General features: G+C 67.3%; 27 protein-coding genes and 1 pseudogene. 15 read left to right on the forward strand and 13 right to left on the reverse strand.

The genetic code is table 11. The annotated features are described in order from the left end of the window. A pseudogene (locus tag ABW16_RS24520) lies at positions 1 to 137 on the reverse strand (ATP-binding protein); the annotation flags it as partial. A gap of 34 nt (positions 138 to 171) precedes the next feature. Here ABW16_RS24520 and ABW16_RS15870 point away from each other — a divergent pair. Genes ABW16_RS15870 through rfbA form a run of 3 tightly spaced genes read left to right on the forward strand, consistent with a single transcriptional unit; the run spans position 172 to position 2,215 of the window. Beyond that, positions 172 to 933, forward strand: a complete 762-nt coding sequence (locus ABW16_RS15870) for a maleylpyruvate isomerase family mycothiol-dependent enzyme (RefSeq protein ID WP_047320163.1) — start codon at positions 172 to 174, stop codon at positions 931 to 933. 22 nt (positions 934 to 955) lie between these two features. Further along, positions 956 to 1,318, forward strand: coding sequence for a nuclear transport factor 2 family protein (locus ABW16_RS15875; RefSeq protein WP_047320164.1), 363 nt, complete (start codon positions 956 to 958; stop codon positions 1,316 to 1,318). A gap of 30 nt (positions 1,319 to 1,348) precedes the next feature. Next, positions 1,349 to 2,215, forward strand: a complete 867-nt coding sequence (gene rfbA / locus ABW16_RS15880; RefSeq protein ID WP_047320165.1) for a glucose-1-phosphate thymidylyltransferase RfbA — start codon at positions 1,349 to 1,351, stop codon at positions 2,213 to 2,215. 7 nt (positions 2,216 to 2,222) lie between these two features. Here rfbA and ABW16_RS15885 read toward each other — a convergent pair whose 3' ends face one another. Then, positions 2,223 to 2,858, reverse strand: coding sequence for a TetR/AcrR family transcriptional regulator (locus ABW16_RS15885; RefSeq protein ID WP_200900673.1), 636 nt, complete (start codon positions 2,856 to 2,858; stop codon positions 2,223 to 2,225). Between the two features lie 56 nt (positions 2,859 to 2,914). Between ABW16_RS15885 and ABW16_RS15890 the strand changes: the two genes are divergently transcribed. Further along, complete coding sequence (locus tag ABW16_RS15890) at positions 2,915 to 4,360, forward strand: carotenoid oxygenase family protein (protein ID WP_047320167.1); 1,446 nt, start codon at positions 2,915 to 2,917, stop codon at positions 4,358 to 4,360. A gap of 9 nt (positions 4,361 to 4,369) precedes the next feature. Beyond that, positions 4,370 to 4,819: a DUF1707 domain-containing protein gene (locus ABW16_RS15895; RefSeq protein WP_047320168.1), complete on the forward strand. Its 450-nt coding sequence runs from the start codon at positions 4,370 to 4,372 to the stop codon at positions 4,817 to 4,819. A gap of 42 nt (positions 4,820 to 4,861) precedes the next feature. Here the strand turns inward: ABW16_RS15895 and ABW16_RS15900 are convergent, their stop codons facing one another. The 4 genes from ABW16_RS15900 to ABW16_RS15915 form a co-directional block, all read right to left on the reverse strand. Continuing rightward, the gene (locus ABW16_RS15900; protein ID WP_047320169.1) at positions 4,862 to 6,166 is read right to left on the reverse strand and encodes a pyridoxal phosphate-dependent aminotransferase; all 1,305 of its coding nucleotides are present in this window, start codon (positions 6,164 to 6,166) and stop codon (positions 4,862 to 4,864) included. Between the two features lie 64 nt (positions 6,167 to 6,230). Further along, the gene (locus ABW16_RS15905) at positions 6,231 to 9,062 is read right to left on the reverse strand and encodes a (Fe-S)-binding protein (protein ID WP_047320272.1); all 2,832 of its coding nucleotides are present in this window, start codon (positions 9,060 to 9,062) and stop codon (positions 6,231 to 6,233) included. 234 nt (positions 9,063 to 9,296) lie between these two features. Then, positions 9,297 to 9,848: a hypothetical protein gene (locus tag ABW16_RS15910; RefSeq protein ID WP_052956943.1), complete on the reverse strand. Its 552-nt coding sequence runs from the start codon at positions 9,846 to 9,848 to the stop codon at positions 9,297 to 9,299. A 60-nt stretch (positions 9,849 to 9,908) separates the two neighbouring features. Then, positions 9,909 to 10,280 carry a DUF3054 domain-containing protein gene (locus ABW16_RS15915; protein ID WP_047320170.1) on the reverse strand — a complete coding sequence of 124 codons (372 nt, stop codon included), beginning with the start codon at positions 10,278 to 10,280 and terminating at the stop codon, positions 9,909 to 9,911. 20 nt (positions 10,281 to 10,300) lie between these two features. Here ABW16_RS15915 and ABW16_RS15920 point away from each other — a divergent pair, with 20 nt between their 5' ends. After that, positions 10,301 to 10,756: a hypothetical protein gene (locus ABW16_RS15920; RefSeq protein ID WP_047320171.1), complete on the forward strand. Its 456-nt coding sequence runs from the start codon at positions 10,301 to 10,303 to the stop codon at positions 10,754 to 10,756. A gap of 235 nt (positions 10,757 to 10,991) precedes the next feature. Here ABW16_RS15920 and ABW16_RS15925 read toward each other — a convergent pair whose 3' ends face one another. From ABW16_RS15925 to ABW16_RS15935, 3 genes are all read right to left on the reverse strand, one after another. Beyond that, positions 10,992 to 11,552, reverse strand: a complete 561-nt coding sequence (locus ABW16_RS15925; RefSeq protein ID WP_047320172.1) for a hypothetical protein — start codon at positions 11,550 to 11,552, stop codon at positions 10,992 to 10,994. A gap of 130 nt (positions 11,553 to 11,682) precedes the next feature. After that, positions 11,683 to 11,865: a hypothetical protein gene (locus ABW16_RS15930; protein WP_047320173.1), complete on the reverse strand. Its 183-nt coding sequence runs from the start codon at positions 11,863 to 11,865 to the stop codon at positions 11,683 to 11,685. A gap of 14 nt (positions 11,866 to 11,879) precedes the next feature. Continuing rightward, the gene (locus tag ABW16_RS15935; RefSeq protein ID WP_047320174.1) at positions 11,880 to 13,361 is read right to left on the reverse strand and encodes an amino acid permease; all 1,482 of its coding nucleotides are present in this window, start codon (positions 13,359 to 13,361) and stop codon (positions 11,880 to 11,882) included. A gap of 220 nt (positions 13,362 to 13,581) precedes the next feature. Between ABW16_RS15935 and ABW16_RS15940 the strand changes: the two genes are divergently transcribed. Together ABW16_RS15940 and ABW16_RS15945 are read left to right on the forward strand one after the other, a co-directional pair. Continuing rightward, positions 13,582 to 13,812: a type II toxin-antitoxin system Phd/YefM family antitoxin gene (locus ABW16_RS15940; RefSeq protein ID WP_047320175.1), complete on the forward strand. Its 231-nt coding sequence runs from the start codon at positions 13,582 to 13,584 to the stop codon at positions 13,810 to 13,812. Then, on the forward strand, positions 13,809 to 14,192 hold the full coding sequence (locus ABW16_RS15945; protein WP_047320176.1) for a type II toxin-antitoxin system VapC family toxin: 384 nt from the start codon (positions 13,809 to 13,811) through the stop codon (positions 14,190 to 14,192). The genes ABW16_RS15940 and ABW16_RS15945 overlap by 4 nt, the downstream gene beginning before the upstream one ends. 10 nt (positions 14,193 to 14,202) lie before the next feature. On the opposite strand, the gene ABW16_RS15950 is transcribed toward ABW16_RS15945, so the two are convergent. Further along, positions 14,203 to 14,646 carry a DoxX family protein gene (locus tag ABW16_RS15950; protein WP_047320177.1) on the reverse strand — a complete coding sequence of 148 codons (444 nt, stop codon included), beginning with the start codon at positions 14,644 to 14,646 and terminating at the stop codon, positions 14,203 to 14,205. A 92-nt stretch (positions 14,647 to 14,738) separates the two neighbouring features. Between ABW16_RS15950 and ABW16_RS15955 the strand changes: the two genes are divergently transcribed. From ABW16_RS15955 to ABW16_RS15965, 3 genes are read left to right on the forward strand one after another with little or no spacing between them, the layout of a single operon-like run. Beyond that, positions 14,739 to 15,302, forward strand: a complete 564-nt coding sequence (locus tag ABW16_RS15955) for a TetR/AcrR family transcriptional regulator (protein ID WP_047320178.1) — start codon at positions 14,739 to 14,741, stop codon at positions 15,300 to 15,302. Between the two features lie 14 nt (positions 15,303 to 15,316). Further along, entirely contained in the window at positions 15,317 to 15,745 is a 429-nt protein-coding gene (locus tag ABW16_RS15960; protein WP_047320179.1) for an MmcQ/YjbR family DNA-binding protein, read from the forward strand. Then, positions 15,742 to 16,914 (forward strand): FAD-dependent oxidoreductase, encoded by a 1,173-nt coding sequence (locus ABW16_RS15965; protein WP_047320180.1) that lies wholly within the window; start codon positions 15,742 to 15,744, stop codon positions 16,912 to 16,914. Before ABW16_RS15960 ends, ABW16_RS15965 begins: the two co-directional genes overlap by 4 nt. Positions 16,915 to 16,960: 46 nt before the next feature. Here ABW16_RS15965 and ABW16_RS15970 read toward each other — a convergent pair whose 3' ends face one another. Both ABW16_RS15970 and ABW16_RS15975 read right to left on the reverse strand, forming a co-directional pair. Further along, on the reverse strand, positions 16,961 to 17,563 hold the full coding sequence (locus ABW16_RS15970; RefSeq protein ID WP_047320181.1) for a TetR/AcrR family transcriptional regulator: 603 nt from the start codon (positions 17,561 to 17,563) through the stop codon (positions 16,961 to 16,963). Positions 17,564 to 17,579: 16 nt separating this feature from the next. Continuing rightward, entirely contained in the window at positions 17,580 to 18,872 is a 1,293-nt protein-coding gene (locus tag ABW16_RS15975; protein WP_233424790.1) for a cytochrome P450, read from the reverse strand. A 271-nt stretch (positions 18,873 to 19,143) separates the two neighbouring features. Between ABW16_RS15975 and dnaK the strand changes: the two genes are divergently transcribed. From dnaK to ABW16_RS15995, 4 genes are read left to right on the forward strand one after another with little or no spacing between them, the layout of a single operon-like run. Continuing rightward, positions 19,144 to 20,994 (forward strand): molecular chaperone DnaK, encoded by a 1,851-nt coding sequence (gene dnaK, locus ABW16_RS15980; RefSeq protein ID WP_047320183.1) that lies wholly within the window; start codon positions 19,144 to 19,146, stop codon positions 20,992 to 20,994. After that, positions 20,991 to 21,608 (forward strand): nucleotide exchange factor GrpE, encoded by a 618-nt coding sequence (grpE, locus tag ABW16_RS15985; RefSeq protein ID WP_200900674.1) that lies wholly within the window; start codon positions 20,991 to 20,993, stop codon positions 21,606 to 21,608. Before dnaK ends, grpE begins: the two co-directional genes overlap by 4 nt. Positions 21,609 to 21,629: 21 nt before the next feature. Beyond that, positions 21,630 to 22,826 carry a molecular chaperone DnaJ gene (gene dnaJ, locus ABW16_RS15990; RefSeq protein WP_047320184.1) on the forward strand — a complete coding sequence of 399 codons (1,197 nt, stop codon included), beginning with the start codon at positions 21,630 to 21,632 and terminating at the stop codon, positions 22,824 to 22,826. Continuing rightward, positions 22,823 to 23,194: a heat shock protein transcriptional repressor HspR gene (locus ABW16_RS15995; protein ID WP_046284505.1), complete on the forward strand. Its 372-nt coding sequence runs from the start codon at positions 22,823 to 22,825 to the stop codon at positions 23,192 to 23,194. The genes dnaJ and ABW16_RS15995 overlap by 4 nt, the downstream gene beginning before the upstream one ends. A gap of 67 nt (positions 23,195 to 23,261) precedes the next feature. Here the strand turns inward: ABW16_RS15995 and ABW16_RS16000 are convergent, their stop codons facing one another. Next, positions 23,262 to 24,164, reverse strand: a complete 903-nt coding sequence (locus ABW16_RS16000; protein ID WP_047320185.1) for an aldose 1-epimerase — start codon at positions 24,162 to 24,164, stop codon at positions 23,262 to 23,264.

Raw genomic sequence — 24,164 nt, forward strand, 5'->3', positions numbered from 1 at the left:
GTGTCGGCAAGACGCGGCAGCGAGACCCGGAACGTGCACCCCTGACCCGGCGGAGAGCTGACGGTCACGGAGCCGTGGTGCGCCCGGGTCAGCGAGTCAACGATCGACAGCCCCAATCCGGTGCCACGGCTGGCCCTTCTGAGCCGGCACACAATCCACTAGCCTGACGGCGTGGACTACGCCGCAGCACTGCTCGATGAGACGCGCGCGTTCGGGGAGCTGATCCGCACCGGGAATCCCGAGTTGGCGGTCCCCACCTGCCCGGAGTGGAACCTCACTCAACTGTTTCGGCACTTCGGGCGCGGAAACCGTTGGGCCGCACAGATCATCGCCGACCGTATGGACAGCCCGCTGGATCCGCGCGATGTCATCGACGGCAAGCCGCCCGCCGAGCCGGACGCAGCCATCGAGTGGCTGCACGACGGGGCTCAGCGGGTGTTGGATGCGGTCGCGCAGAGTGGGCCGGACACGCCGGCGTGGACGTTCATGGGACCTCGTCCGGCCTCGTGGTGGGTGCGCCGCCGGTTGCACGAGGCGACCGTGCACCGCGCGGATGCCGTGCTGGCGCTCGGCGGTGACTTCAGCCTGTCACCGGAGTTGGCCGCCGACGGGATCAGTGAGTTGCTGGACCTGATTCCCGCACTCGTAGCGCGCAACGGACACGCATTGCCGCTGGCCGACGGCCACAGCGTGCACCTGCATGCCACCGACGATGGCCTCGGCTCGGCAGGGGAGTGGACCATCAGCCGTCCGGCCGGTGCCGACACGGTGAGCTGGTCACATGAGCACGGCAAAGGCTCAGTGGCCCTGCGCGGTTCGGCCCGCGACCTGTTGCTGGCGGTGATGCGCCGCGTGCCGGTGGCCGACACCGATATCGCGGTCTTCGGCGATGCCGCGGTGTGGCAGAACTGGGTCGACCACACCGCCTTCTGATCGGGCGGTAGTTTTGGCGACCATGAGCACATCGGAGATCGCAACGGTCCTCGCCTGGCACGACGCCCTGGCTGCCGGTGATCTGGACACCCTGGAACAGCTGTCCAGCGACGATATCGAGGTGGCTGACGCCGACGGGGCGGGGCAGGGCCATCAGGCCTTGCGGCGGTGGGCCGCGTCGGTAGCGGTGAGCGGCGGACTCGGCCGGATGTATGTGCACGACGGCGTGGTGGTGGCCGAACTGGCCCCCGCGGAACCGGGGGCAGCAGCCCAGGCGGTCGCCTTCCGGGTGGTGCACGACCGCGTCACCGCGGTATTCCGCCACGACGATCTGGACGACGCCTTGGCCTCCACGGACCTCACCGAAGCCGATCGGGTCGACTAGCACGCGATCGCCGCGGTTAGGCTAAGCGGCATGCGCGGGATCATCCTGGCCGGTGGCTCCGGTACCCGCCTGCATCCGATCACCATGGGCGTCAGCAAGCAGCTGCTGCCGGTCTACGACAAGCCGCTGGTCTACTACCCGCTATGCACCCTGATGCTGGCGGGTATCCGGGACATCCAGGTGATCACCACCGGCCATGACGCGCCCGCCTTCCAGCGACTGCTGGGCGACGGCGGCGCATTCGGGGTCGACATCAGCTACGCCATCCAGGAGCAGCCCGACGGACTGGCACGGGCGTTCGTGATCGGCGCCGACCACATCGGCACCGACTCTGTCGCCCTGGTGCTGGGGGACAACATCTTCTACGGTGCCGGCTTGGGAACCAGTCTGCGGCGACACCAGTTTCTTTCCGGCGCGGTCATTTTCGCGTACTGGATGGCGGACCCGTCGGCCTACGGTGTGGTCGAGTTCGACGTGAACGGGTCAGCGGTGTCGGTGGTGGAGAAGCCGACCGCGCCCAGGTCGCACTACGCGGTGCCCGGGCTGTATTTCTACGACAACGACGTCGTCGAGATCGCCAGGGGCTTAAAGCCTTCCGCGCGCGGCGAGTACGAGATCACCGACATCAACCAGACCTACCTCGACCAGGGCCGGCTGACGGTCGAGACGCTGGCCCGCGGCACCGCGTGGCTGGACACCGGGACTTTCGACTCGCTGCTGGACGCCGGCGATTACGTCCGCACCGTCGAGCGCCGTCAGGGCCTCAAGATCGGCGTGCCCGAAGAGGTGGCCTGGCGGATGGGGTTCATCGACGACGACGCACTCGCCGCTCGTGCCGCGGCGCTGTGCAAGTCCGGCTACGGCGACTACCTGATGGGGTTGTTGGATCGTCGGTGACGGGTGCTCACACCCGAACCGCGTCGGTCGCCCGTCGCAGCGACAGCTCGGCGTTTTCCCGGCTGTCGCCCATCCCCACGAACATGTCGACCGTCATCGGGCCGAGGATGTGGGTAAGGGCGCGGCCGTCCTGCTCGAAGGTGCCGACCAGTTCCAGGAGCACCACACCGTGGATCATGCTCCAGATTCGCCCGGCCAATTCGACGGTGTCGTCCTGGCGGATCCGGCCGGTGGCGATGATCCGCTCGACGGCGGCGACGAGTTGGTCGAAGGTCGCCGTCGCTACCGGCGTCTCGGGTACGTGGAATTTCTGCGGCGCGGCGAGCCCGAACATCAGCCGATAGCGCTGCGGGCTGGCCAACGCGAACTCCCGGTAGGCGTAGCCCATGGAGAAGAAGTCGGCCATCGGATCGTCCGTCCGGGGTGCGGATGCCAGCGCGGCGCCGAAACGCTCGAACGCTGCCGAAACGATCGCCTCCAGCAGCCCGTTCATCCCGCCGAAGTGGGTGTAGACGGCCATGGTGGAGGCTCCGATCTCGGCGGCGACTTTCCGAGCCTGCAATGCCTCGGGGCCTTCGCTGTCCAGCAGTCGGGTACCGGCCTCGATCAGCCGATCACGCGGATTCGAGCTCACCCTTGCCATGATGTCATAACAGTGTTATACATGTCCATAACGTTGTTATGGACAGGAGGCGTCCGATGACCAACCCCTACCTTCAGGGCGGATTCGCGCCGATCGCACAGGAGTACACCCTCACCGAGCTGACGGTGACCGGGACCATCCCGGACTACCTGGACGGGCGCTACCTGCGTAACGGGCCCAACCCGGTCGGCGAAATCGATCCCGCGTTCTATCACTGGTTCATCGGTGACGGCATGGTCCACGGACTGCGCCTGCGCGACGGCAAGGCCGAGTGGTACCGCAACCGCTACGTACGCGGCCCGCAGACCGCAGCCGCGCTCGGCGAGACGCCGCCACCCGGTCGGCATACCGGGCCGTCCGGGATCGGCGCCAACACCAACGTGATCGGCCACGCCGGGCGTACCCTCGCGCTGATCGAGGGTGGCATCTCCTGCTACGAGCTGACCGACGAGCTGGACACCGTCGGCACCTGCGACTTCGACGGCACGTTGTCGGGCGGATACACCGCGCACCCCAAACGTGACCCCGACACCGGTGAGCTGCATGCCGTTTCGTACGCGTTCAACCGTGGCAACAGCGTTCAGTACTCGGTGATCGGCACCGACGGCCGGGCACGGCGCACCGTTGACATCGAAGTCACCGGTTCGCCGATGATGCACGACTTCTCGCTCACCGAGAACCACGTCGTTTTCTATGATCTGCCGGTCACGTTCGATACCCGCCAAGTGGCCCAGGGTGCGGCGCCGCCCGGCCTGCGGCTACCGGTACGGCTGATCATGTCGGCGCTGATCGGACGGGTGCGCATCCCGGACCCGATTATGGCCCGGCTGCCGATGCCCAAGAGCAGCGTGCGCACCATGCCGTATCGGTGGAACCCGAAATACCCTGCGCGGGTGGGTGTCATGCCGCGTGACGGAGGAAACGACGACGTCCGGTGGTTCGAGGTAGAGCCCTGCTACGTGTTCCATCCGATGAATGCCTACGACGAGGGTGACACCGTCGTACTCGACGTGGTCCGGCATCCGAAGATGTTCGACACCGAGATGCGTGGCCCCGCCGAGGGGCTGCCCACGCTGGAACGGTGGACCGTCGACCTGGCCGACGGCAAGGTTCGCGAATCTCGGGTGGACGACCGTGGCCAGGAGTTCCCCCGGGTTGACGAACGACTGGTCGGCAAGCGGCACCGGTTCGGCTATTCGGTGAGTATCGGCAACGGTGTGGTGCCGGACGCGACCCTGCTCAAGCACGACCTTGTCGGCGGGTCGACAGCGACACGGTCTTTCGGTGATGGAAAACAGTTGGGTGAGTTCGTCTTCCATCCGACCACGGCGGACGCGGCCGAAGACGACGGCGTGTTGATGGGCTTCGTCTATGACAGCACGACCGACACCAGCGAGCTGGCGATCCTGGACGCGGCCACGTTGGAAGACCTCGCGGCCATCCACCTGCCGCACCGTGTTCCCGCCGGATTTCACGGCAACTGGGTGCCGACCGGGCAATAGGGGTGCGACATGACCACGGATTCTGCTGTACGAGTGGGTGATCCGGAGCGAGAGCGTACCGCCGACCAGCTCGGGCAGGCGTTCAGTCAGGGCTACCTGTCGATGGAGGAGTACGAGACCCGACTGGGCCGGGCATTTGCGGCGCAGACCGCCGGAGCGCTCCGTGAGCTGGCCGCCGACCTGCCTGTCGCGCAGATCAGCCGGCGAGACCCGCGTCGTCGTGCGCAGCGCAGCGCTGCCGCCCGGCGCGGCGTGCGGATTCACCTGGGCGCTTATCTGGCGGTGTCGGCGCTGATGGTCGGGATCTGGCTGGTGACCGCGGTGTCCGTGGGGCAGTGGTATTTCTGGCCGGTCTGGCCCATCCTCGGCTGGGGCATCGGCATTGTCGCGCACGCGATCCCGGTGGGGGCGTGTGCGAGCCGTCGAGTGGGAATATGGCGACGCGACACGCCGCTGTGACGTCGTGAGATTCCCTGTGGACGGGGAAGGCTCGCCGAAGGACTAGGGCCGGTAGCTGACCAGGAAGTTGCCCAGGCGCTCGATGGCGCTGGACAGGTCGCGGGCCCACGGCAGGGTGACGATGCGCAGGTGGTCCGGCGCCGGCCAGTTGAACCCGGTGCCCTGGGTGACCAGGATCTTCTCCTGCAGCAACAGGTCCAGCACCAGTTGCTCGTCGTTGTCGATCGGGTAGACCTCGGGGTCCAGCCGGGGGAACGCGTAGAGCGCACCTCGGGGCTTCACGCAGGAGACGCCCGGAATCTCGTTGAGCTTGCTCCAGGCGACGTCCCGCTGTTCGAGCAGCCGCCCACCCGGCAGCACCAGGTCGTCGATGCTCTGGTGGCCGCCCAACGCCACCTGAATGGCATGCTGGGCAGGCACATTCGGGCACAGCCGCATGTTGGCCAGCAGGTTGATGCCCTCCAGGAAGCTGGTCGCGTGCTCCTTGGGTCCGGTGATCGCCAGCCAGCCGGAGCGGTAGCCGGCCACCCGGTATGCCTTTGACAGGCCATTGAAGGTCAAACACAACAGATCCGGCGCCAGGGTGGCCAGGCTGGTGTGCTCGGCGTCGTCATAGAGGATCTTGTCGTAGATCTCGTCGGCGAGCAGCAACAGTTGGTGCTTGCGGGCCAATTCGGCGATCTGGCTGAGCACCTCGCGGCTGTAGACCGCCCCGGTCGGGTTGTTCGGGTTGATCACCACCAGCGCCTTGGTGCGTTCGGTGATCTTCGACTCCATGTCGGCGATGTCCGGCTGCCAGTCCTGGGTTTCGTCGCACAGATAGTGCACCGGAGTGCCACCGGCCAACGACGTCGACGCCGTCCACAGCGGGTAGTCCGGGGCCGGGATCAAGACCTGGTCGCCGTTGTCCAACAGTGCCTGCAACACCAGCGAGATCAGCTCGGATACGCCGTTACCGAGGTAGACGTCGTCGACGTCGAAGCGGGGGAAGCCCTCAACCAGTTCGTAGCGGGTGACCACCGCGCGGCGCGCCGGCAGGATGCCCTGGGAGTCCGAGTAGCCCTGCGCGTACGGCAGCGCCTGGATCATGTCCCGCATGATCACGTCGGGCGCGTCGAACCCGAACGGTGCCGGGTTGCCGATGTTGAGCTTGAGGATCCGGTGCCCCTCGGCCTCCATCCGGGCCGCCTGGGCGTGGATCGGACCGCGGATCTCGTACAGGACGTCCTGCAGCTTGGTCGACTGCGCGAACGTACGCTGCCGTGGCTGACTGCCGGTGGCAGGCCAGGGCATCTGATGCGGCAACGAATGAGCGGTCACGTCGACAATGGTCCCATAGCTGTCCAATCAAAATTTGCCCGAGAAACAAGTTGGGGCCGTATATGCACCTATACGGCCCCAACCTGTTATCTCAGCGTTTGCCCGGCGGCCGCGCTCCGCGCTGGATGCCCAGCCCCTTCACCGGCGGCTGTTCCTTGGGGGCCTCCGCTTTGGGGGCCTCGATCGGGGCAGCCTCCGCAGTCGCCTCGGGCTCGGTGGCGGTCGATGCCGGCTCAGCGGCCGTCGCCACCGTTTCCGCAGCTGCCGGGGCAGCAGGAGCGGCCTTCTTGGCGCCGGGCCGACGGGCGCCCGCGGCCATACCCAGACCCTTGACGGGTGCCGCCGGCGCCGCCGGTGCTGCGGGCGCCGCCGGTGCGGCGGGCTCGGCAGCGGTGGTCGCTTCCGGAGCCGCAGCCGCCGCCGGAGCTGCCTTCTTGGCGCCCGGGCGCTTGGCGCCGCCGGCGATCCCCAGCCCCTTGACCGGGGCTGCGGGTGCGGCCGGCGCGGCAGCGGGGGCCTCGGCGGCCGGAGCAGCGGCCGGGGCCGCCTTCTTGGCGCCCGGGCGCTTGGCGCCGCCGGCCATCCCCAGGCCCTTGACCGGGGCCGCGGCCTTGGCCTCGGCAGCCGGCTTCTCCACCGTCGCGGTGGCCACGGCAGCCGGTGCCGGTGCCTTCTCCTCGACCTTCTTCGGGCCGGCCTTGGCGGCGGCCTCGGCAGCGGTGCCCTTGGCCGGCAACGTCACCGTGGACATGTCCAGGGACTCCAGCAGCAGCTGGGCGATGTCACGCACGTCCACGCCGGAACGCCCGGAGGCTTCGATGCGGTCGTCGACGCCGTCGCTGACCATCACCCGGCAGAACGGGCAGCCGGTGGCGATGGTGGTGGCACCGGTGGCCAGCGCCTCGTCGACGCGGTCGTGGTTCACCCGCTTGCCGATGTGCTCTTCCATCCACATCCGGGCGCCGCCGGCGCCGCAGCAGAACGAGCGGTCCTTGTTTCGGGGCATCTCGACCAGGTTGGCTCCCGACGCCTCGACCAGCTCACGCGGCGGCTCGTAGACCTTGTTGTGGCGGCCCAGGAAGCACGGGTCGTGGTAGGTGACCTCCCGTGACACCGGAGCGACCGGAATCAGTCTCTTGTCCCGGACCAGTCGGTTGAGCACCTGGGTGTGGTGCAGGACGGTGTATTCGCTGCCCAGCTGCGGGTATTCGCGGGAGATCGTGTTGAAGCAGTGCGGGCAGCTGGCGATGATCTTGCGGTCGGGCCTGTCCAGGCCGTCGAACACCTCGTTGAGCATCTCGACGTTCTGCGAGGCCAACTGCTGGAACAGGAACTCGTTGCCGGCACGCCGGGCGGGGTCACCGGTGCAGGTCTCCCCGGTGCCCAGCACCAGGAATTTCACGCCGGCAGCGGCCAGCAGCTCGGCGGTCGCCTTGGTGGTCTTCTTGGCGCGGTCCTCATAGGCCCCAGCGCAGCCCACCCAGAACAGGTACTCGAACCCGTCGAAGCTGTCGACGTCCTGACCGTAGACCGGGATGTCGAAGTTGAGCTCGTCGATCCAGGCGGTGCGCTCCTTGGCGTTCTGCCCCCACGGGTTGCCCTTGTTCTCCAGGTTCTTGAACAGCACACCCAACTCGGAGGGGAACTCCGACTCCACCAGCACCTGGTAGCGGCGCATGTCGACGATGTGGTCGATGTGCTCGATGTCCACCGGGCACTGCTCGACGCAGGCGCCGCAGTTGGTGCACGACCACAGCACGTCGGGGTCGATCACGCCGCCTTCTTCGGCGGTGCCCACCAGCGGGCGGACGGCCTGCGCCGGGCCGGAGCCGCCGATGCGCTCGAAGCCCTTCTCCGGCACGTGGTGGCCGGGCAGCGGCTTGGCGTCGGCCAGGTCGACCTCACCGGTCGGCATCGGCTTGTCGCCAAGCAGGTAGGGGGCCTTGGCCATCCAGTGGTCGCGCAAGTCCATGATGACGAGCTTGGGGCTCAGCGGCTTGCCGGTGTTCCACGCGGGACACTGCGACTGGCAGCGGCCACACTCGGTACAGGTGGCGAAGTCGAGCATGCCCTTCCAGGTGAAGTCCTCGATCTTGCCGCGGCCGAACACCGCGTCTTCCGGCGGGTTGTCGAAGTCCAGGGGCTCGCCCTGGTACTCGATCGGCAGCAGCGGGCCCAGGGCGTTGGGCAGTCGCTTGAAGGTGACGTTGATCGGGGCCAAGAAGATGTGCAGGTGCTTGGAGTTCAGCACGATCAGCAGGAAGCCCAGCGCCACCGCAACGTGCAGCAGCAGCGCGGCGGTTTCGATGTTCTCGTTGACAGCGAGCCCCAGCGGCGCCATGAGCTTGCCCATGAGGTGCGACAGGTAGGCGCCCTTGCCGTAGGGCAGGGTGCCGGTGTTGACCGCGGCGCCGCGCAGCAGCAGGAAGGTCCAGACCACGTTGAGGATCATCACGAGGATCAGCCAGGCGCCGCCGTTGTGCGAGCCGTAGAACCGCGACGACCGGCCGTGCTCAGTCGGGTTACGCAGGACCCGGATGACCATGAACACGAAGATCGACAGGGTGACCGCGGTGATGAAGAAGTCCTGCATGAAGCCCAGGACGTCCCAGCGGCCGACGATCGGGATGGCGAAGTGCGGGTTGAACATCTGGCCGTAGGCCTCGATGTACACCGTGATCAGCACGAAGAACGCCCACATGGTGAAGAAGTGCGCGATCCCGGGGATGTTCCACTTCAGCAGCTTGGCCTGGCCGGCGACCTCACGGATCTGGGTCTCGATCCGGGACTTGATGTCGTTCGTCCGCTCGGCGCCGACCTTCTGACCGGACATGACCAGTCGGAAGAGCCAGAACACCCGGCGGGCGGCCAACATGCCAACAAGTGCTGTCATGGACAGGCCGACCACCAGCCTGATCAGCATCTGGGTATTTTCGGTCACGGAGAGCCTCTCCCATCCACAAGTTACCGATCAGTAACTTAGCTAGGGTTACTGACGGGTAACTTACGCCAATCTTGCGCAGCACCAGTTCAAGCCCTGCTCGGTGCTCGCCCATAGTGCCACTCCGAGGCCGTTCAGCGCGACAAAGGCTGGCCTAACTGTATCGGCCCGCGACTGTTCAGACGGGCTTTCGTGGTGGCTCGGGCCCTAGGGAAATCACAGTCCGGGCAGCGGTATGACGATCGCCGGCGGCCGTCGCGTAGGCGTGGCGGGGGCAGTGGTGGTGCTCGGTGCTGCGGTGGTGGTCGGCGGCTCGGTGGTGGTGGGCGGTTCGGTGGTCGCCGTGGTGCTTGGTGCCTCGGTGGTGGACGCGGGGGGCTCGGTTTCCGTCGCCGGCGGTGGATTTTCGTCGGTGGTGGCGTCGGCAGGGGGCTGCGCCGGGACGGGGGCCTCCTCCGCGGGGGCGGTGGTGGTGGATGTCACTGAGCTGGTCGCCGGCGCGGTCGGGATCGGTTCCTTGTTCACCAGCCGGACCATGCCCCACACCAGCAGCGCGATCAGGATTGCGGTCAGCACGCCCAGGAAAACCAGCGCGACTGGTCGCAGATACCACGGGGTCGGCGGCGGTTCGTTCCACTCGGGCTGGCGTCCGGTGGGCTCGCGGTACTCGCTGTAGTAGGCCGGCTCGCCATAGTTGCCGTTGTCGCCGTCGCCGTAGCCGGCCATCTGGGTCGGCTCGTTGTTCGGGTCGTCCGGCGATCGGTTCACACGGACCGAGGGTAGGGGCCGCGCCTGACGAAAACCCGCGACGACACTGGCCGAAACCCGTCAGCTGTCCAAACGCCGCCGCGCGACAAGCTCGACCACAGCTCGCCAGCCGAGCAGGAAGACGGCGGTGACCGTCGACGCCACCAGGATGAAACTCTTCGCCACGCCGGCCGAGGTCGCTTCGCGCAAAAGCATGCCGACCAGCACCGTCGAAATCCAGACCGTCACCCCGGTGGGCCAGAGCGCGGTGGGACTGCGCCAGGCGCGCGACACCAGCCAGCCCAGCGCGGTGCCGCTGAGAAACGGCCAGGCCGTGGTCGCCAAGCCGCTGAGCGTGATGCCCTCATCGTGGCTACGCCGGCCGAGGGCGCAGAAAATCAGAACGGCCACCACATCGATGCCGAGCCAGGCCGACCGCCGCGGTGGTTGCATGCGGCGAGAGTACCGGGCCGGTGGGCTACCGGTGCGGCGGCAGCGTGATCACCGTCGGCAGCTCCGGAACCTTGGGGATCGGCGGGATGGTGATCACCGACGGCAGATGCGGTCGGTGGCGGTGCGGCGGCTCGCTGGGTGCCGGTGCCTGCTGTGCCGGGGGCTGCTGCGGCGGGGCCTGTCGGGGCGGGGCCGCCGTCGGTGCGGTGGTGCTGGACGCACTCGATGAGCTGGTCGTGCTGCTGGTGCTGGCCGTGGTGCTGGTGGTGCTTGACGAGCTGGTCGCCGGGGTGGTGCTCCCGCCGCCGGGCCCGCGGCTGGTCAGCTGGATGATTCCCCAGATCACCAGCGCGAGCATCACCGCGATGAGGCCGAACCAGGCGATCAGCACCGACCGGCGGCGAAACCACGGAGTGGCCGACGACGCAGCGAAATCCACAACCTGCGGGTCGGTCGGCTCGTCGAAGGCGTTGTAGGCGGCGTATTGGGTCGGGGCGTTCCCGGGCTGGTAGCCGGGCTCTCCAGGGTTCCGCGCCGGGTTGGCGGGGCCGAACGGAGCCGGGGGCGGTCCGGGCGGTTGCGGGCCGCGATGGCCGTAGGGCACGGACCGAGTTTGGTCCTCGCCGGGTTTGCCGGAACCGTCTGAAGATCCGAAGCGCGCCATTTCACCGATCGTAACGGAAGGCGCTGACAGCCGACTTGGGCGAAAAATCAGAAGGTATCGACGTTGTCGATGCTGACGACCATGCCGTGGCCGGTGCGGTCATTGGTGAACCGCGTGCCGTTGATATCGGCGTTGATCGTCCATCCTTGCGCTTGGTAGGTCAGGTAGTCGATGGTGACGACCGGGATATCGCCCAGGTTGCCCACCACCCACTGCACGGTGCCGTCGGCACTGACACTGACACCGTTGGCGTGCTGGCCGTCTTTGAGCGGGGTGTTGGTGAACTGCGCCTCGCAGTCGACCTGTGGAGAGGAGATCTGACAGCGGGTTTGGCCGGACTTCGTCTCGATGAAGACGTAACCGTTGTCGTCGGGAGGCAGCGGGATGGCCTCGGCCGGCCGGTTCGGGACGGCCGACTTGGTCGGACTCGGCGGGCTCGGCGGTGCGGTGCTGGTGCGGGGCGGCCGGAACGACGGCTCCGGCGGCCCACCGCCCGGAGCTGCGGTCGGGTGGCCATCGACGGTGGTGCTACAGCCCGTCAGCAGCAGCGCGGCCGCCAGTGTCAGCTTTCCGGCCGTCCTGCGTTTCGCCTGGTCTGGTACCCGCACTCATTCCCCCGCTGCGCTGTGTTGCGGCCCAGCGTACGCACCCAGTGACATCAGTGGCTGTAGTGACGCGCGGTACGAGTTCGGTGCCCGACTTTTCGCAGTGGGCGCACGCCGAGTGGCAAGCCTGCGGTCAGGAAAAGTCGCGGAAGGCCAACGCCGCACCGGCGACGGCCGTCACCGCGGCGAGCGCATAACCCGCCACCGACCACCAGCCGGCGTGCAGGTAGGCGGTGACGGCCACGATGGCGATGGCGCAGAAGACCAGCACCATTCCATACAGCGGGGGTTTGGCTGCGTAACGATTGCGGGCCATGTGTTTCGGGCCTTCTACTCGTCCGGATCCGGCTGCACGGTCACAGTCGGAGTCTGCTCGGCGGGCGTTTCGGAAACCGCGGCCGCGGCCTGCACCCGCCCGCGCACCAGGTACCAGCCGACGATCAGTGCGGGCGTGCCGATGATCAGCACCCCCCACACGAACGGGCCGCTGCGGTGATCGAACAGCATCAGCACCAGCACACCGGCCAGGAACACCAAGGTCGCGTACCCGCTGTAGGGAGCCAGCGGCATTCGGAACGACGGTCGTCGCAGCACGCCGGCATTGGCCAGCCGGAGCAACCGCAGCTGGCAGGCCACGATCGTCGCCCACGCCGCCATCACCCCGACCGCGGCGATATTGAGCACGATCTCGAAGGCCTGCCCGGGGCGCAATGCGTTGAGCACGACGCCCAGCAGGCCGACTCCACTGGTCAGCAGGATGCCGCCGTAGGGCACGCCGTTCTTCGAAATCTTGGCGGTGAACGCCGGACCACTGCCATTGACCGCCATCGAGCGCAGGATCCGTCCGGTGGAGTACAGCCCGGCGTTGAGGCTGGAGAACGCGGCGGTCAGCACGACCAGGTTCATCAGGCTGCCGGCGCCGGTGAAACCGACTTTGGAGAAGAACGTGACGAACGGGCTCTGGTGCTCCTTGAAGGCGGTGTAGGGCAGCAGCAGCGCCAGCAGCACCACCGATCCCACGTAGAAGATCCCGATGCGGGCCACCACCGAGTTGATCGCGCGCGGCATGACCTTCTCGGGGTCCTGGGTTTCGCCGGCGGCGGTGCCGACCAGTTCGACCCCGGCGTAGGAGAACACCACCCCAGAGGTCACCAGCACCAGCGGGAGCAGCCCAGTCGGCAGGAACCCGCCGTTCTGGGACAGAAGGTGCAGGCCGGTTTCCTGGCCGTCGACCTGGTAGCGGCCGCCCAAGAAGATGGTCCCGACGACCAGGAACGTCAGCAGCGCGATGACCTTGATCAGCGCGGCCCAGAATTCCAGCTCACCGAAGAGCTTCACCGAGATCAGGTTCATCGACAGCACCGCCAGCAGGGCGATCAACGCCAGGGTCCACTGCGGGATCACCTCGAACAGGTGCCAATAGTGGAAGTAGCTGGCGATAGCCGTGGTATCGACGATGCCGGTCATCGACCAGTTCAGGAAGTACAGCCACCCGGTGACGTAGGCGGTCTTCTCCCCGAAGAATTCACGCGCGTACGAGACGAACGATCCCGACGACGGCCGGTGCAGCACCAGCTCGCCGAGCGCACGCAGGATAAGGAAGGCAAAGGCGCCACAGACCGCGTAGACGATGAACAGGCCCGGCCCGGCCGAGGCCAGCCGGCCGCCGGCGCCCAGGAACAGCCCGGTGCCGATGGCACCTCCGAGCGCAATCATCTGCAGCTGCCGGGGGGCCAGGTCCTTGTGGTAGCCCGCGTCCTCGCGGGCCAGCGCAGCCGGGGAAATCGGATGCGGGGCGGGGGAAAGTGACATCGCTGCGAGGGTAACGCACCGGGGTTGCTGGTCAGGACCAAAACCCATGGCGCTCGGGCCCTGCGGTTTCGCTACAGCGAGTTGAACCGGTTGCCGACGTCGTCGACGGTGTTCTCGAAGGCGAAGAACCCGATGATGCCCTGGTTGTAGAGATTTCCTGCGGTGTCTCGTTCCGCCGCGGCCTTAGTCCGACTGGACTAAGGCCGGTACTCTGGCTGGCGTGTCAACCGTGAACATCCATGACGCGAAGACACACCTGTCGAGCCTGCTGGCTCGGGTCGAGAACGGCGAGACGATCACGATTGCTCGGGCCGGCAAACCGGTCGCCGATCTGGTCCCGCACCCGCGCGTCGACATCGCCTTCGGGGTGGCCGCCGGACGACTCGGCTACGACGACGAACACTTCGACGACGTTGACCCGGCGATCAACGCCCTGTTCGGAACCGAATGACCGGTCTGCTGCTGGACACCCACGTGGTGCTGTGGCTGCTCGACGGCAGCCCCCGGCTGGGAGAGCGGGCACGAGAGCGGATCACTGCCGGCGAGGTCGTCTTCTTCTCGGGTGCGAGCGCCTGGGAGATGTCCATCAAGGCGAACCTCGGCAAGCTCGCCCTGCCCGCTGACCTGGACGACGCGATCGAACGGTCCGGATTGCGTGACCTGCCGGTCACCCGCCGTCATGCCCTGGCATCGGGCCACACCGTTCTGCCACACCGGGATCCGTTCGACGCGATCCTGGTCGCCCAGGCCACCGCGGAGCGGCTGACCCTGCTCACGGCCGACGAGAAGCTCCTCAGCGCCCTGCCCGACGCCGTCGACGCGACGCGCTGACGCGACCGATCTACCCAGCGACTGCGACCGCCGCCGCGGCGGCCAGATAGAGAATCTCCTCGGCGGTGCGTACCGGCAGTCGGGTCGTCATCGACTTGGGCGGATCAGGCATCCGGGCGGCGTAGATGTTGGCCGGGAACATCGCCAGCATCAACAGCAGCAGGCAGACCGCCGCGGCGACGCGGGTGGCGGGAAGCGACAGGCCCACGGCGCCCAGCAGCTCCAGTACGCCGGTGATGCTGACCAGCAGTCCCGGCGCCGGCAGTGCCGGGGGAACGATCGCGATCAGCTGGCTGCGCAGCGGTGGCGCGAAATGCGCCGCACCCGTGACGAAGAACATTGCTGCCAGGCCGACGGCGATCGCGCGAGCCCAGCTGTCCACGTAGTCGACGCCCAACCAGCCGACGAGCCGCGCGGCAAAGCTGCCCACCAACAGTGTGACCAGGGGAGCCATGACCACCTCCAGATCTAGACAGTGACAAGTTATGACGCCGAGCGTAAGACCGATATCTAGTCGCTGTCAAGATTGTCTTGTAGGGTGGCGCCATGGCCCGTTCGACCTACCACCATGGCGATCTGCGCGCCGTGATCCTGGCCGAAGCCGCGCGCCTGGTGGCCGAGCAGGGTGCCGACCGGGTATCGCTGCGCGAACTGGCCCGCGCGGCCGGAGTCTCGCATGCCGCCCCGGCGCATCACTTCACCGATCGGCGGGGGCTGTTCACCGCGCTGGCCACCGAGGGTTTTCAGCTGCTGAGTGCCGCGCTCACCGCAGCCCGGGGCCGGTTCGTCGACGCCGCTTTGGCCTATGTGCGGTTCGCGCTTGACCATCCGGGCCACTACGAGGTGATGTTCGACAAGTCGCTGCTGGATCCCTCCGCTGCCGAGCTGGTCGCCGCGGAAGCCGCTGCGGCAGCCGAACTTTCCCGTGGTGTGGCGACGCTTCAGGACGCGGCTGCGCGTGCCGATCCGGCCGGCGCCGAGCTGGCCGCCTGGTCGTTGGTGCACGGCTTTTCGACGCTGTGGCTCAATGACGCGGTAAACGCAGGCGTGAAAGCCGCCGATCCGATGGCCACGGTCGAGCGGATCGCGCGCCTGCTGTTCGACGGGTGACTACGGTTGCGGTTATGGCCGATCGACCCGCGCGAGTCACAGACGTGCATGAGGTCGCCGCGTCGATGCCCCACGTCACCAGAATCGAAGGGCCGAAAGGCAATCCGATCTACCAGGTGGGCGGCAAGTCGTTCGTGTTCTTCCGTACCCCGCGGCCCGACGCCAAGGATCCCGTCACGGGTGAACCCTATCCGGATGTCATCGTGATCTGGGTCGAGTCCGACGCCGACAAACAGGCCCTCATCCAAGACCCCACGACACCGTTTTTCACCACTGACCATTTCAACGGTCATCCGTCCGTTCTCGTCCGGGAGGCTGACCTGCACGCGATCAGCAACAGTGAACTGGCCGAGATAGTCCAGGACGCCTGGCTTTCTCGAGCTTCCAACAGACGGCGAGCGGCCTGGCTGGCTGCCCACGGCGCCGACGGTCCGGCCCGATGAGCAAGCGGATCGGCGTGGTCGGGGCCGGCATCGCCGGGCTGGCGACCGCGGTCGGGCTGCAGCGCCGCGGTCACGAGGTCACCGTCGTCGAACAACGGACCGACACCTCGTCGGGCGCTGGGATCAGCATCTGGCCCAATGCCCTGGCCGCCCTGGACCATCTCGGTCTCGGCGATGCGGTCCGCGCGGCGGGCGGCCGGATCACCGCCGGTGCGGCACGCTGGCACGACGGGTCGTGGCTGCGCCGCCCGGCTGCCGAACGGATGGTCCGAGCCCTTGGTGAACCGCTCGTGGTGGTGCAGCGCTCGGTACTGCGTGACATCCTGGCCGACGCGTTGGCGGCGGGCAGCCTCCACTACGGGCTCGCCGCCGTCGACGTGACGATGGCGGGAGACGTTGTCGCGCTGCGACTCTCGGACGGCTCGGTCCGGGCTTTCGATGCCGTCGTCGGCGCCGACGGCACCCATTCGGTTCTGGCCCGCCATCTCAACGGCCCGCTGCGGCGACGCTACGTCGGCTACACCGCGTGGCGAGGCGTCGCTGCCTATGCCCTGGATCCGGACCTGGCGGGGGAAACCATGGGGCCCGGAGTCGAAACCGGGCATGTGCCGATGGGGCCGGGCCTGACCTACTGGTTTGCCACCGAGCGGGTCGCCGAGGGGCAGCGAGCGCGCGAGGGGGAGCTGGCCTACCTGCGGGGTAAGTTCGCCGATTGGTGTGATCCCATCCCGAGCATTCTCGGTGCGACCTCGCACGCTGACGTGTTGCGCGACGACCTCTACGACCGCGGACCCGCTCGTCACTGGGCGCGCGGACCGATCGTGCTGGTCGGCGACGCGGCCCATCCCATGCGTCCGCATCTTGGGCAGGGCGGCTGCCAGGGCCTGGAAGACGCCGCGATCTTGGCCGAGTTCGTCGACCGGGCGCCCGACCTGCCCACCGCGTTCGCCCGGTTCGTCGCCTTCCGTCGGCCGCGGGTGGCACCGCTGGTTCGGGAGTCGGCGTGGTTCGGCAAGGCCGTCAACGTACGACCCGACTTCCTCAGCGCCGCCGTCAGCCGCGCCACCGGACTCATTCCGGAATCACTGCTGATGAGGCAGCTGGCAACCGTCGCCGCGCGGTCGGCGTTTGTGCTGCCGGCGGGCGCGAGCGATGCCGGCCGGAGCTGACCTGCGAGAGAATGATCTCCCAAGCGGCTACGCCATATAAACACCCTCAATCACACGGCCCGGTGGCGAGCCGTGCGATCCCCGGAACGAGATAGCGCGCGATGAACGCGCGCATACCCCCGTCGTCGTGCAGGGGAATGGGGCCACCGGGTGCGAGGATCAGCGACACACCCAGGCGCACGGTTGATTCCGCGACCATGGCCGCGTCCTCATCGCTCAGCGGTCCGCCTCCGCTGGAGCCCAGCCAGCCGGTCACTGAGTTCCGCATGAGCGCGATCGCACTCATCTCCTCGGTCGTGACCGTGCCCACAAACAAGTCGGGCTCCGTCTTCATCAGTTTCACGAAGAGAGGATGGTCGCGGATCTCTTTCACGGATGTGAAAATGGCTTCGGTGAGCCGGCTTTCGAGGTCCTGGGTGCCGATGAACGCAAGCCGGACCTTCTCGGCCGTCTGCTCCAAGACCCGTAGCAGAACGAGGTGCGCCAAGCGCTCCTTGCTTTCGAAGCGCCGGAAGACCGTTATCCGGCCCACTCTCGCCGCGCGGGCGATGTCGTCTATCGAGGTGCGCCGGACCCCGACCTCCTGGAAGCACGTCAGCGCCGCTTGAAGGATCCGCTCGCCCAGTTCGTCTGTGGACCCGTTCGGCACCAGCCCATGATAGGAGTCATGCGGGGTCGAGGACAACGCGCCCGCCGTGCTTTGGCACCAGCGAAACATTCATGCGCACTGGGGGTTCGACCGGTTTGGTCGCGACGCGGAAGCGGGCGTGGCGCAGGATTGTTCGCAGGATTACCCGGAGTTCGAACAGTGCGAAGGGTGCGCCCAGGCAGTAGCGACTACCGCCCCCGAAGGGGATCCACTCGGAGGCTTTGGGGCGAGTGCCGAGGAAGCGCTCAGGCAGGAACTTGTCCGGCTCGGGGTAGAGGTCCTCACGGCGGTGCACAGCGTAGGTGAACGGCATGATGATTCGACCGGGTTCCAGTTCCACTCCGTCGTCGAATGCGAACGGCTCGACGACGTAGCGCGCGTTGAACATCACCGGCGGATGCATCCGCAGCACTTCATAGATTGTGGCGTCGATCCACGCCGGATCGTCGCCTTGCGCGGACTCGGTCAGTGCCTCGAGCAGCTCGGGTACGCGGGTGATCTCGTTGCCGAGCCAGGACAGCGCTTGGCTTGTGGTCTCGTAGCCGGCGATCAGCAAACTTGCGACCTGTTCGCGCACCATGATGTCCGGCATCGGATTGCCGTCGTCGTCACGGACACCGAGCAAGATGCCCAATACGTCGTCACGCGCATCGTTGCCGGTGCGTCGGCGCTCGTCGATCTCCTCCTGCACCAGAGCCTCGACCGCCAACCGGGCGTTCGTGATCGAGTCGTAGTTTCCGGTCCACTTACCGCCGCGGACTGTGGCCCAAGCGGTTTGGATGGCAAGCCGTGTGGTGCGGATCGAGTCGAGCCACGCGATCGCCGCCTTGTGCACACGATGGGAGCGCTGCGGGTCGGTCACACCGAACATCACTTCGGCGACGATATCGAGCGCGACGGGGCCGGAGCGATCCCGGAAGCTGATCTCCTCACCCTTTGGCCACGTCGCAAGTGCTTTCTCGGTCAGGCGCACCATGGCTTCTTCGTAGGTCTTCAGCGCCTTGCCGTGGAAGGGCGGGCTGACATAGCGCCGGTTGGTGGTGTGCCGGCTGCCTTCCATGCTGATCAGGGTGTACTCGCCGAAGATCGCATGGTGTGGCACGAAGCGGTCCATCGCCGGTGTCAGCTGCAGCACCGAGTCGCTCGCTTTGAACACCTGTCTGACGTCGTCGGGATGTGTGACGCAGAACGCATCGACGGCGCCAGGCAGGTTGAACAGGAAACGGTCACCGAGTCGGGTCGTGCGGGCGAAGAACCGCTCGGGCGCAAGCCAGTACTCCGCGGCGTAGGCGATCGAAGAAACGCGCATCAGAACCCCGATTTCCAAACTAGATACGGTGATACTTAATCGATATTACAGTATCAGCCGATGTTGATGCGCGCGTGCGGGTTGCCTCATCGTTCCGGGTCTCCGCAGCTCGGGGTAGGGCCGGGAACAAACCCGGAACCCAGCCCGTTGACCACTTCGACAAGTTGAGTCAGAAGCACTCAAGTCTGGGTTGACAGCCAAGCCGCCCAAGGAGCATCCTTGAGCGCAGTCCGCTCAGACTAGGGATATCGTCTACCAGGGAGGAACCACAATGGCTCGTGCGGTCGGAATCGACCTCGGGACCACCAACTCGTGCGTCGCAGTGCTGGAGGGCGGCGACCCCGTCGTCGTAGCCAACTCGGAGGGCTCGCGCACCACCCCATCGGTCGTCGCGTTCGCCCGCAACGGCGAAGTGCTGGTCGGCCAGCCCGCCAAGAACCAGGCGGTCACCAACGTCGACCGCACCATCCGCTCGGTCAAGCGCCACATCGGCTCGGACTGGAAAGTCGAGATCGACGGCAAGGACTACACCGCGCAGGAGATCAGCGCCCGCGTGCTGATGAAGCTCAAGCGTGACGCGGAGGCCTACCTCGGCGAGGACATCACCGACGCGGTGATCACCGTGCCGGCCTACTTCAACGACGCCCAGCGGCAGGCCACCAAGGAAGCCGGCCAGATCGCCGGCCTGAACGTGCTGCGCATCGTCAACGAGCCGACCGCGGCCGCGCTGGCCTACGGCCTGGACAAGGGCCACAAGGAACAGACCATCCTGGTGTTCGACCTCGGTGGTGGCACCTTCGACGTCTCCCTGCTGGAGATCGGCGAGGGCGTGGTCGAGGTCCGGGCCACCTCCGGTGACAACCACCTCGGTGGCGACGACTGGGACGACCGTGTCGTCGACTGGCTGGTCGACAAGTTCAAGGGCACCTCGGGCATCGACCTGACCAAGGACAAGATGGCGATGCAGCGGCTGCGTGAGGCAGCCGAGAAGGCCAAGATCGAGCTGTCGAGCTCGCAGAGCACCTCCATCAACCTGCCCTACATCACCGTCGACGCCGACAAGAACCCGCTGTTCCTCGACGAGCAGCTGACTCGGTCGGAGTTCCAGAAGATCACCCAGGATCTGCTGGACCGCACCCGCAAGCCGTTCCAGTCGGTGATCAAGGACGCCGGTATCTCGGTGTCGGAGATCGACCACGTGGTGCTGGTGGGTGGTTCCACCCGGATGCCCGCGGTCACCGAGCTCGTCAAGGAGCTGACCGGTGGCCAGGAGCCCAACAAGGGCGTCAACCCGGACGAGGTCGTCGCGGTGGGCGCCGCGCTGCAGGCCGGTGTGCTCAAGGGTGAGGTGAAAGACGTTCTGCTGCTTGACGTCACCCCGCTGTCGCTTGGTATCGAGACCAAGGGCGGCGTGATGACCAAGCTGATCGAGCGCAACACCACCATCCCGACCAAGCGCAGCGAGACCTTCACCACCGCCGACGACAACCAGCCGTCGGTGCAGATCCAGGTCTTCCAGGGTGAGCGTGAGATCGCTTCGCACAACAAGCTGCTCGGCTCCTTCGAGCTGACCGGTATCCCGCCGGCCCCGCGCGGTGTCCCGCAGATCGAGGTCACCTTCGACATCGACGCCAACGGCATCGTGCACGTCACCGCCAAGGACAAGGGCACCGGCAAGGAGAACACGATCAAGATCCAGGAGGGCTCCGGCCTGTCCCAGGAGGAGATCGACCGGATGATCAAGGACGCCGAGGCGCACGCCGAGGAGGACCGCAAGCGTCGGGAAGAGGCCGACGTGCGCAACCAGGCCGAGTCGCTGGTCTACCAGACGGAGAAGTTCGTCAAGGAGCAGCGCGAGGCCGAAGGTGGCTCGAAGGTCCCCGAGGACACCCTCGCCAAGGTGGACGCCGCGATCGGCGACGCGAAGAAGGCGTTGGAGGGCACCGACATCGGCGCCATCAAGTCCGCGATGGAGAAGCTCGGCGTCGAGTCGCAAGCGCTGGGTCAGGCGATCTACGAGGCCACCCAGGCCGAGCAGGCCGCCAGTGAGGCCGGCGGCCCCTCCGGTGGCGATGACGACGTCGTGGACGCAGAGGTGGTCGACGACGGAGACACCAAGTGAGCGAAGAACATTCGCGCGAACCGTCTCCGGAGACCATCACCGTCACCGACAAGCGGCGCATCGACCCGGAAACCGGTGAGGTGCGGGAGGGTTCCTCCGGGCCGGCCCCTAGTGGGCCGGCACCGGAGGAGCCGGCCGCCGACGCCCAGGCCGACCAGGTCGCCGAGCTGACCGCCGACCTGCAGCGGGTACAGGCGGACTTCGCCAACTACCGCAAGCGGGCGCTGCGCGACCAGCAAGGTGTCGCAGACCGGGCCAAGGCCGCCGTGGTGACCGAACTGCTCGGGATCCTCGACGATCTGGACCGCGCCCGCAGCCACGGCGACCTGGAATCGGGTCCGCTGAAAGCGGTGGCGGACAAGCTGACCGGTGCGCTCACCGGGATGGGACTGTCGTCGTTCGGCGCCGAGGGCGACGAGTTCGACCCGTCGCTGCACGAGGCGGTCCAGCATGAGGGCGACGGGACCCACTCGGTGATCGGCACCGTCCTGCGCCAGGGCTACAAGCTCGGTGACCAGGTGCTGCGGCACGCGATGGTCGGGGTGGTCGACACCATCCCGGACGCCGAGGCCGACGAGGCGGTTGTCGGCGGCGACACTGCTGAAGAGAATTGACAGGTAAGGAGGTGACGCGGCGTGGCTCAGCGTGAATGGGTCGAAAAGGACTTCTACAAGGAGCTGGGCGTCTCCTCCGACGCCAGCGAGAAAGAGATCAAGAGCGCCTACCGCAAGTTGGCCTCCGAACTGCATCCGGACCGCAACCCGAACAACCCGGCGGCCGCGGACCGCTTCAAGGCGGTGTCCGAGGCCTACAGCGTGTTGTCCGATGAGGCCAAGCGCAAGGAGTACGACGAGACCCGGCGGTTGTTCGCCGGCGGCGGCTTCGGGCGGCGCTTCAACGGCGGCGGCGGGTTCGGCGGCGGAAACTTCGACCGGTTCTCCACCGGCGGCGACGGCACCGAATTCAACCTCAACGACCTGTTCGGCGCGGCCGGGCAGACCGGCGGGGCCAACATCGGTGACCTCTTCGGCGGCCTGTTCGGGCGCGGTGCGCAGCAGCGGCCCAGCCGGCCGCGTCGCGGCAACGACCTGGAGACCGACTCCGAGCTGAGCTTCCTGGAGGCCACCAAGGGCGTGGAGATGCCGCTGCGGCTGACCAGTGCTGCGCCGTGCACCAACTGTCACGGCAGCGGCGCCCGGCCGGGCACCAGTCCCCGGGTGTGCGTCTCCTGCAACGGCTCCGGGGTGATCAGCAGCAATCAGGGCGCCTTCGGGTTCTCGGAGCCGTGTACCGACTGCCGTGGCAGCGGGTCGATCATCGAGCACCCGTGTTCGGAGTGCAAGGGAACCGGACGGGCGGCCCGCACCCGCACCATCAATGTGCGGATTCCGCCGGGAGTCGAAGACGGCCAACGGATTCGGCTGGCCGGCCAGGGTGAGGCCGGTCTGCGCGGTGCACCCTCTGGTGACCTGTACGTGACGGTGCGAGTGCGCCCGGACAAGGTTTTCGGGCGTGACGGTGACGACCTGACGGTGACCATCCCGGTGAGCTTCTCCGAACTCGCCTTGGGCACCACGCTTTCGGTGCCGACGCTGGACGGCAAGGTCGGTGTGCGGGTGCCGAAGGGAACCGCCGACGGCCGGATTCTGCGGGTGCGCGGGCGCGGTGTGCCCAAGCGCGGCGGCGGCAGCGGCGACCTGCTGGTCACCGTCAAGGTCGCGGTCCCACCGAATCTGGAGGGTCCGGCGCAAGAGGCGCTCGAGGCGTACGCGGCAGCGGAGCAGGCCAGCGGGTTCGACCCGCGGGCCGGATGGGCGGGTAACCGCTCATGAGCAAATCGGACAACGCCCGCACCTTCCTGATCTCAGTCGCAGCCGAGCTGGCCGGGATGCATGCCCAGACGCTGCGGACCTATGACCGGATCGGTTTGGTCAGTCCGCAGCGCAGCTCCGGTGGCGGACGTCGCTACTCCGAACGAGACGTTGACATGCTGCGCGAGGTGCAGCGGCTTTCCCATGACGAGGGCGTCAACCTCGCGGGCATCAAGCGGATCATCGAGCTGACCAACCAGGTCGAGGCGCTGCAGTCGCGGGTCAAGGAGATGACGGCGGAGTTGGAGATGTTGCGCGCCAACCAGCGTCGCGAGATCGCGGTGGTGCCCAAGAGCACCGCCGTGGTGGTCTGGCAGCCGCGTCGCTAACCGTTTGTCTCGTTGACTCTGCGTCCACGGCTCGCTCCACTCGCACTTTTGCGCCGTAGGCGCAGAGTCAACCGACGTGGATCGAGAACTGGGCCACGCCGGGCTCACCGGGACGCGCCACCGGGTAGCCGCCTTGGCGCAGTGCGTCGGTGGGCGCGGCCATCGGCTCGAAGCAGACCACGTCTTCAGTGGCCGGCGCGTAGATCTGCGCCGCCGGATACCCCTGGTCGAAGCGCACCTCGATGCGTCGGCCGCCGCCGGAGAGTGCGAACACCGCTCCAGGCGCCACCTCGTCGAATCCGTGGTCGAACACCGTGTCGCCCAACAATTCTGTCGATGCCGGGTGAGGCTTCAGAGCGCCGGTCGGCAGACCGTGCGCGCCGACGATCCGGGACCGCATCGGCGGGGTCTCGATGAGCCAGTCCGTCCGGGGCACGCCGGGAAGCTGGAGGTAGGGGTGGAAGCCGAAGCACAGTGGCACCGCCGTGTCGCTGGTGGCGGTGACCGTGGTGCGCACCGTCAGGGTGCGGTCCGCGAGCGTGACCGCCAACTCCAGCCGGTGTGGGAACGGGAATGACGCCAGCAGGTCCGGCCGGGATCCGAAGTCGAGTTCCGCCGTCAACGCCGCCGTCGACCGCTCGCTCACACGCCAACCGGTATCGCCAGCCAGAGTGCCATGGATCGGGGCGCCGTATTCGTCGGCGTGCACCCCACCGATTCCCGGGGTGAGCGTTACCTCCGTCGCGTCTACCCGGTAGTCGTTGCCGCTCAAGCGATTCGCCCACGGGTAGAGCAGCGGGATGCCCATGGTCTTGTGCTCGGCAACATAGGCGGTCACGCCCCGGCGCTGGCCGAGCAGTTCTACGCCGTCGTCGCACAGCGACGTCCCGATCATGCCGGCGTTCGGAACGAACGTCGCCGTCAGCGGCGACGACGGATCGGACAGTACGCAGGCGTCGAGGTCAGTCAC

The organism is Mycolicibacter heraklionensis (assembly GCF_001021505.1).
Lineage (GTDB): Bacteria > Actinomycetota > Actinomycetes > Mycobacteriales > Mycobacteriaceae > Mycobacterium > Mycobacterium heraklionense.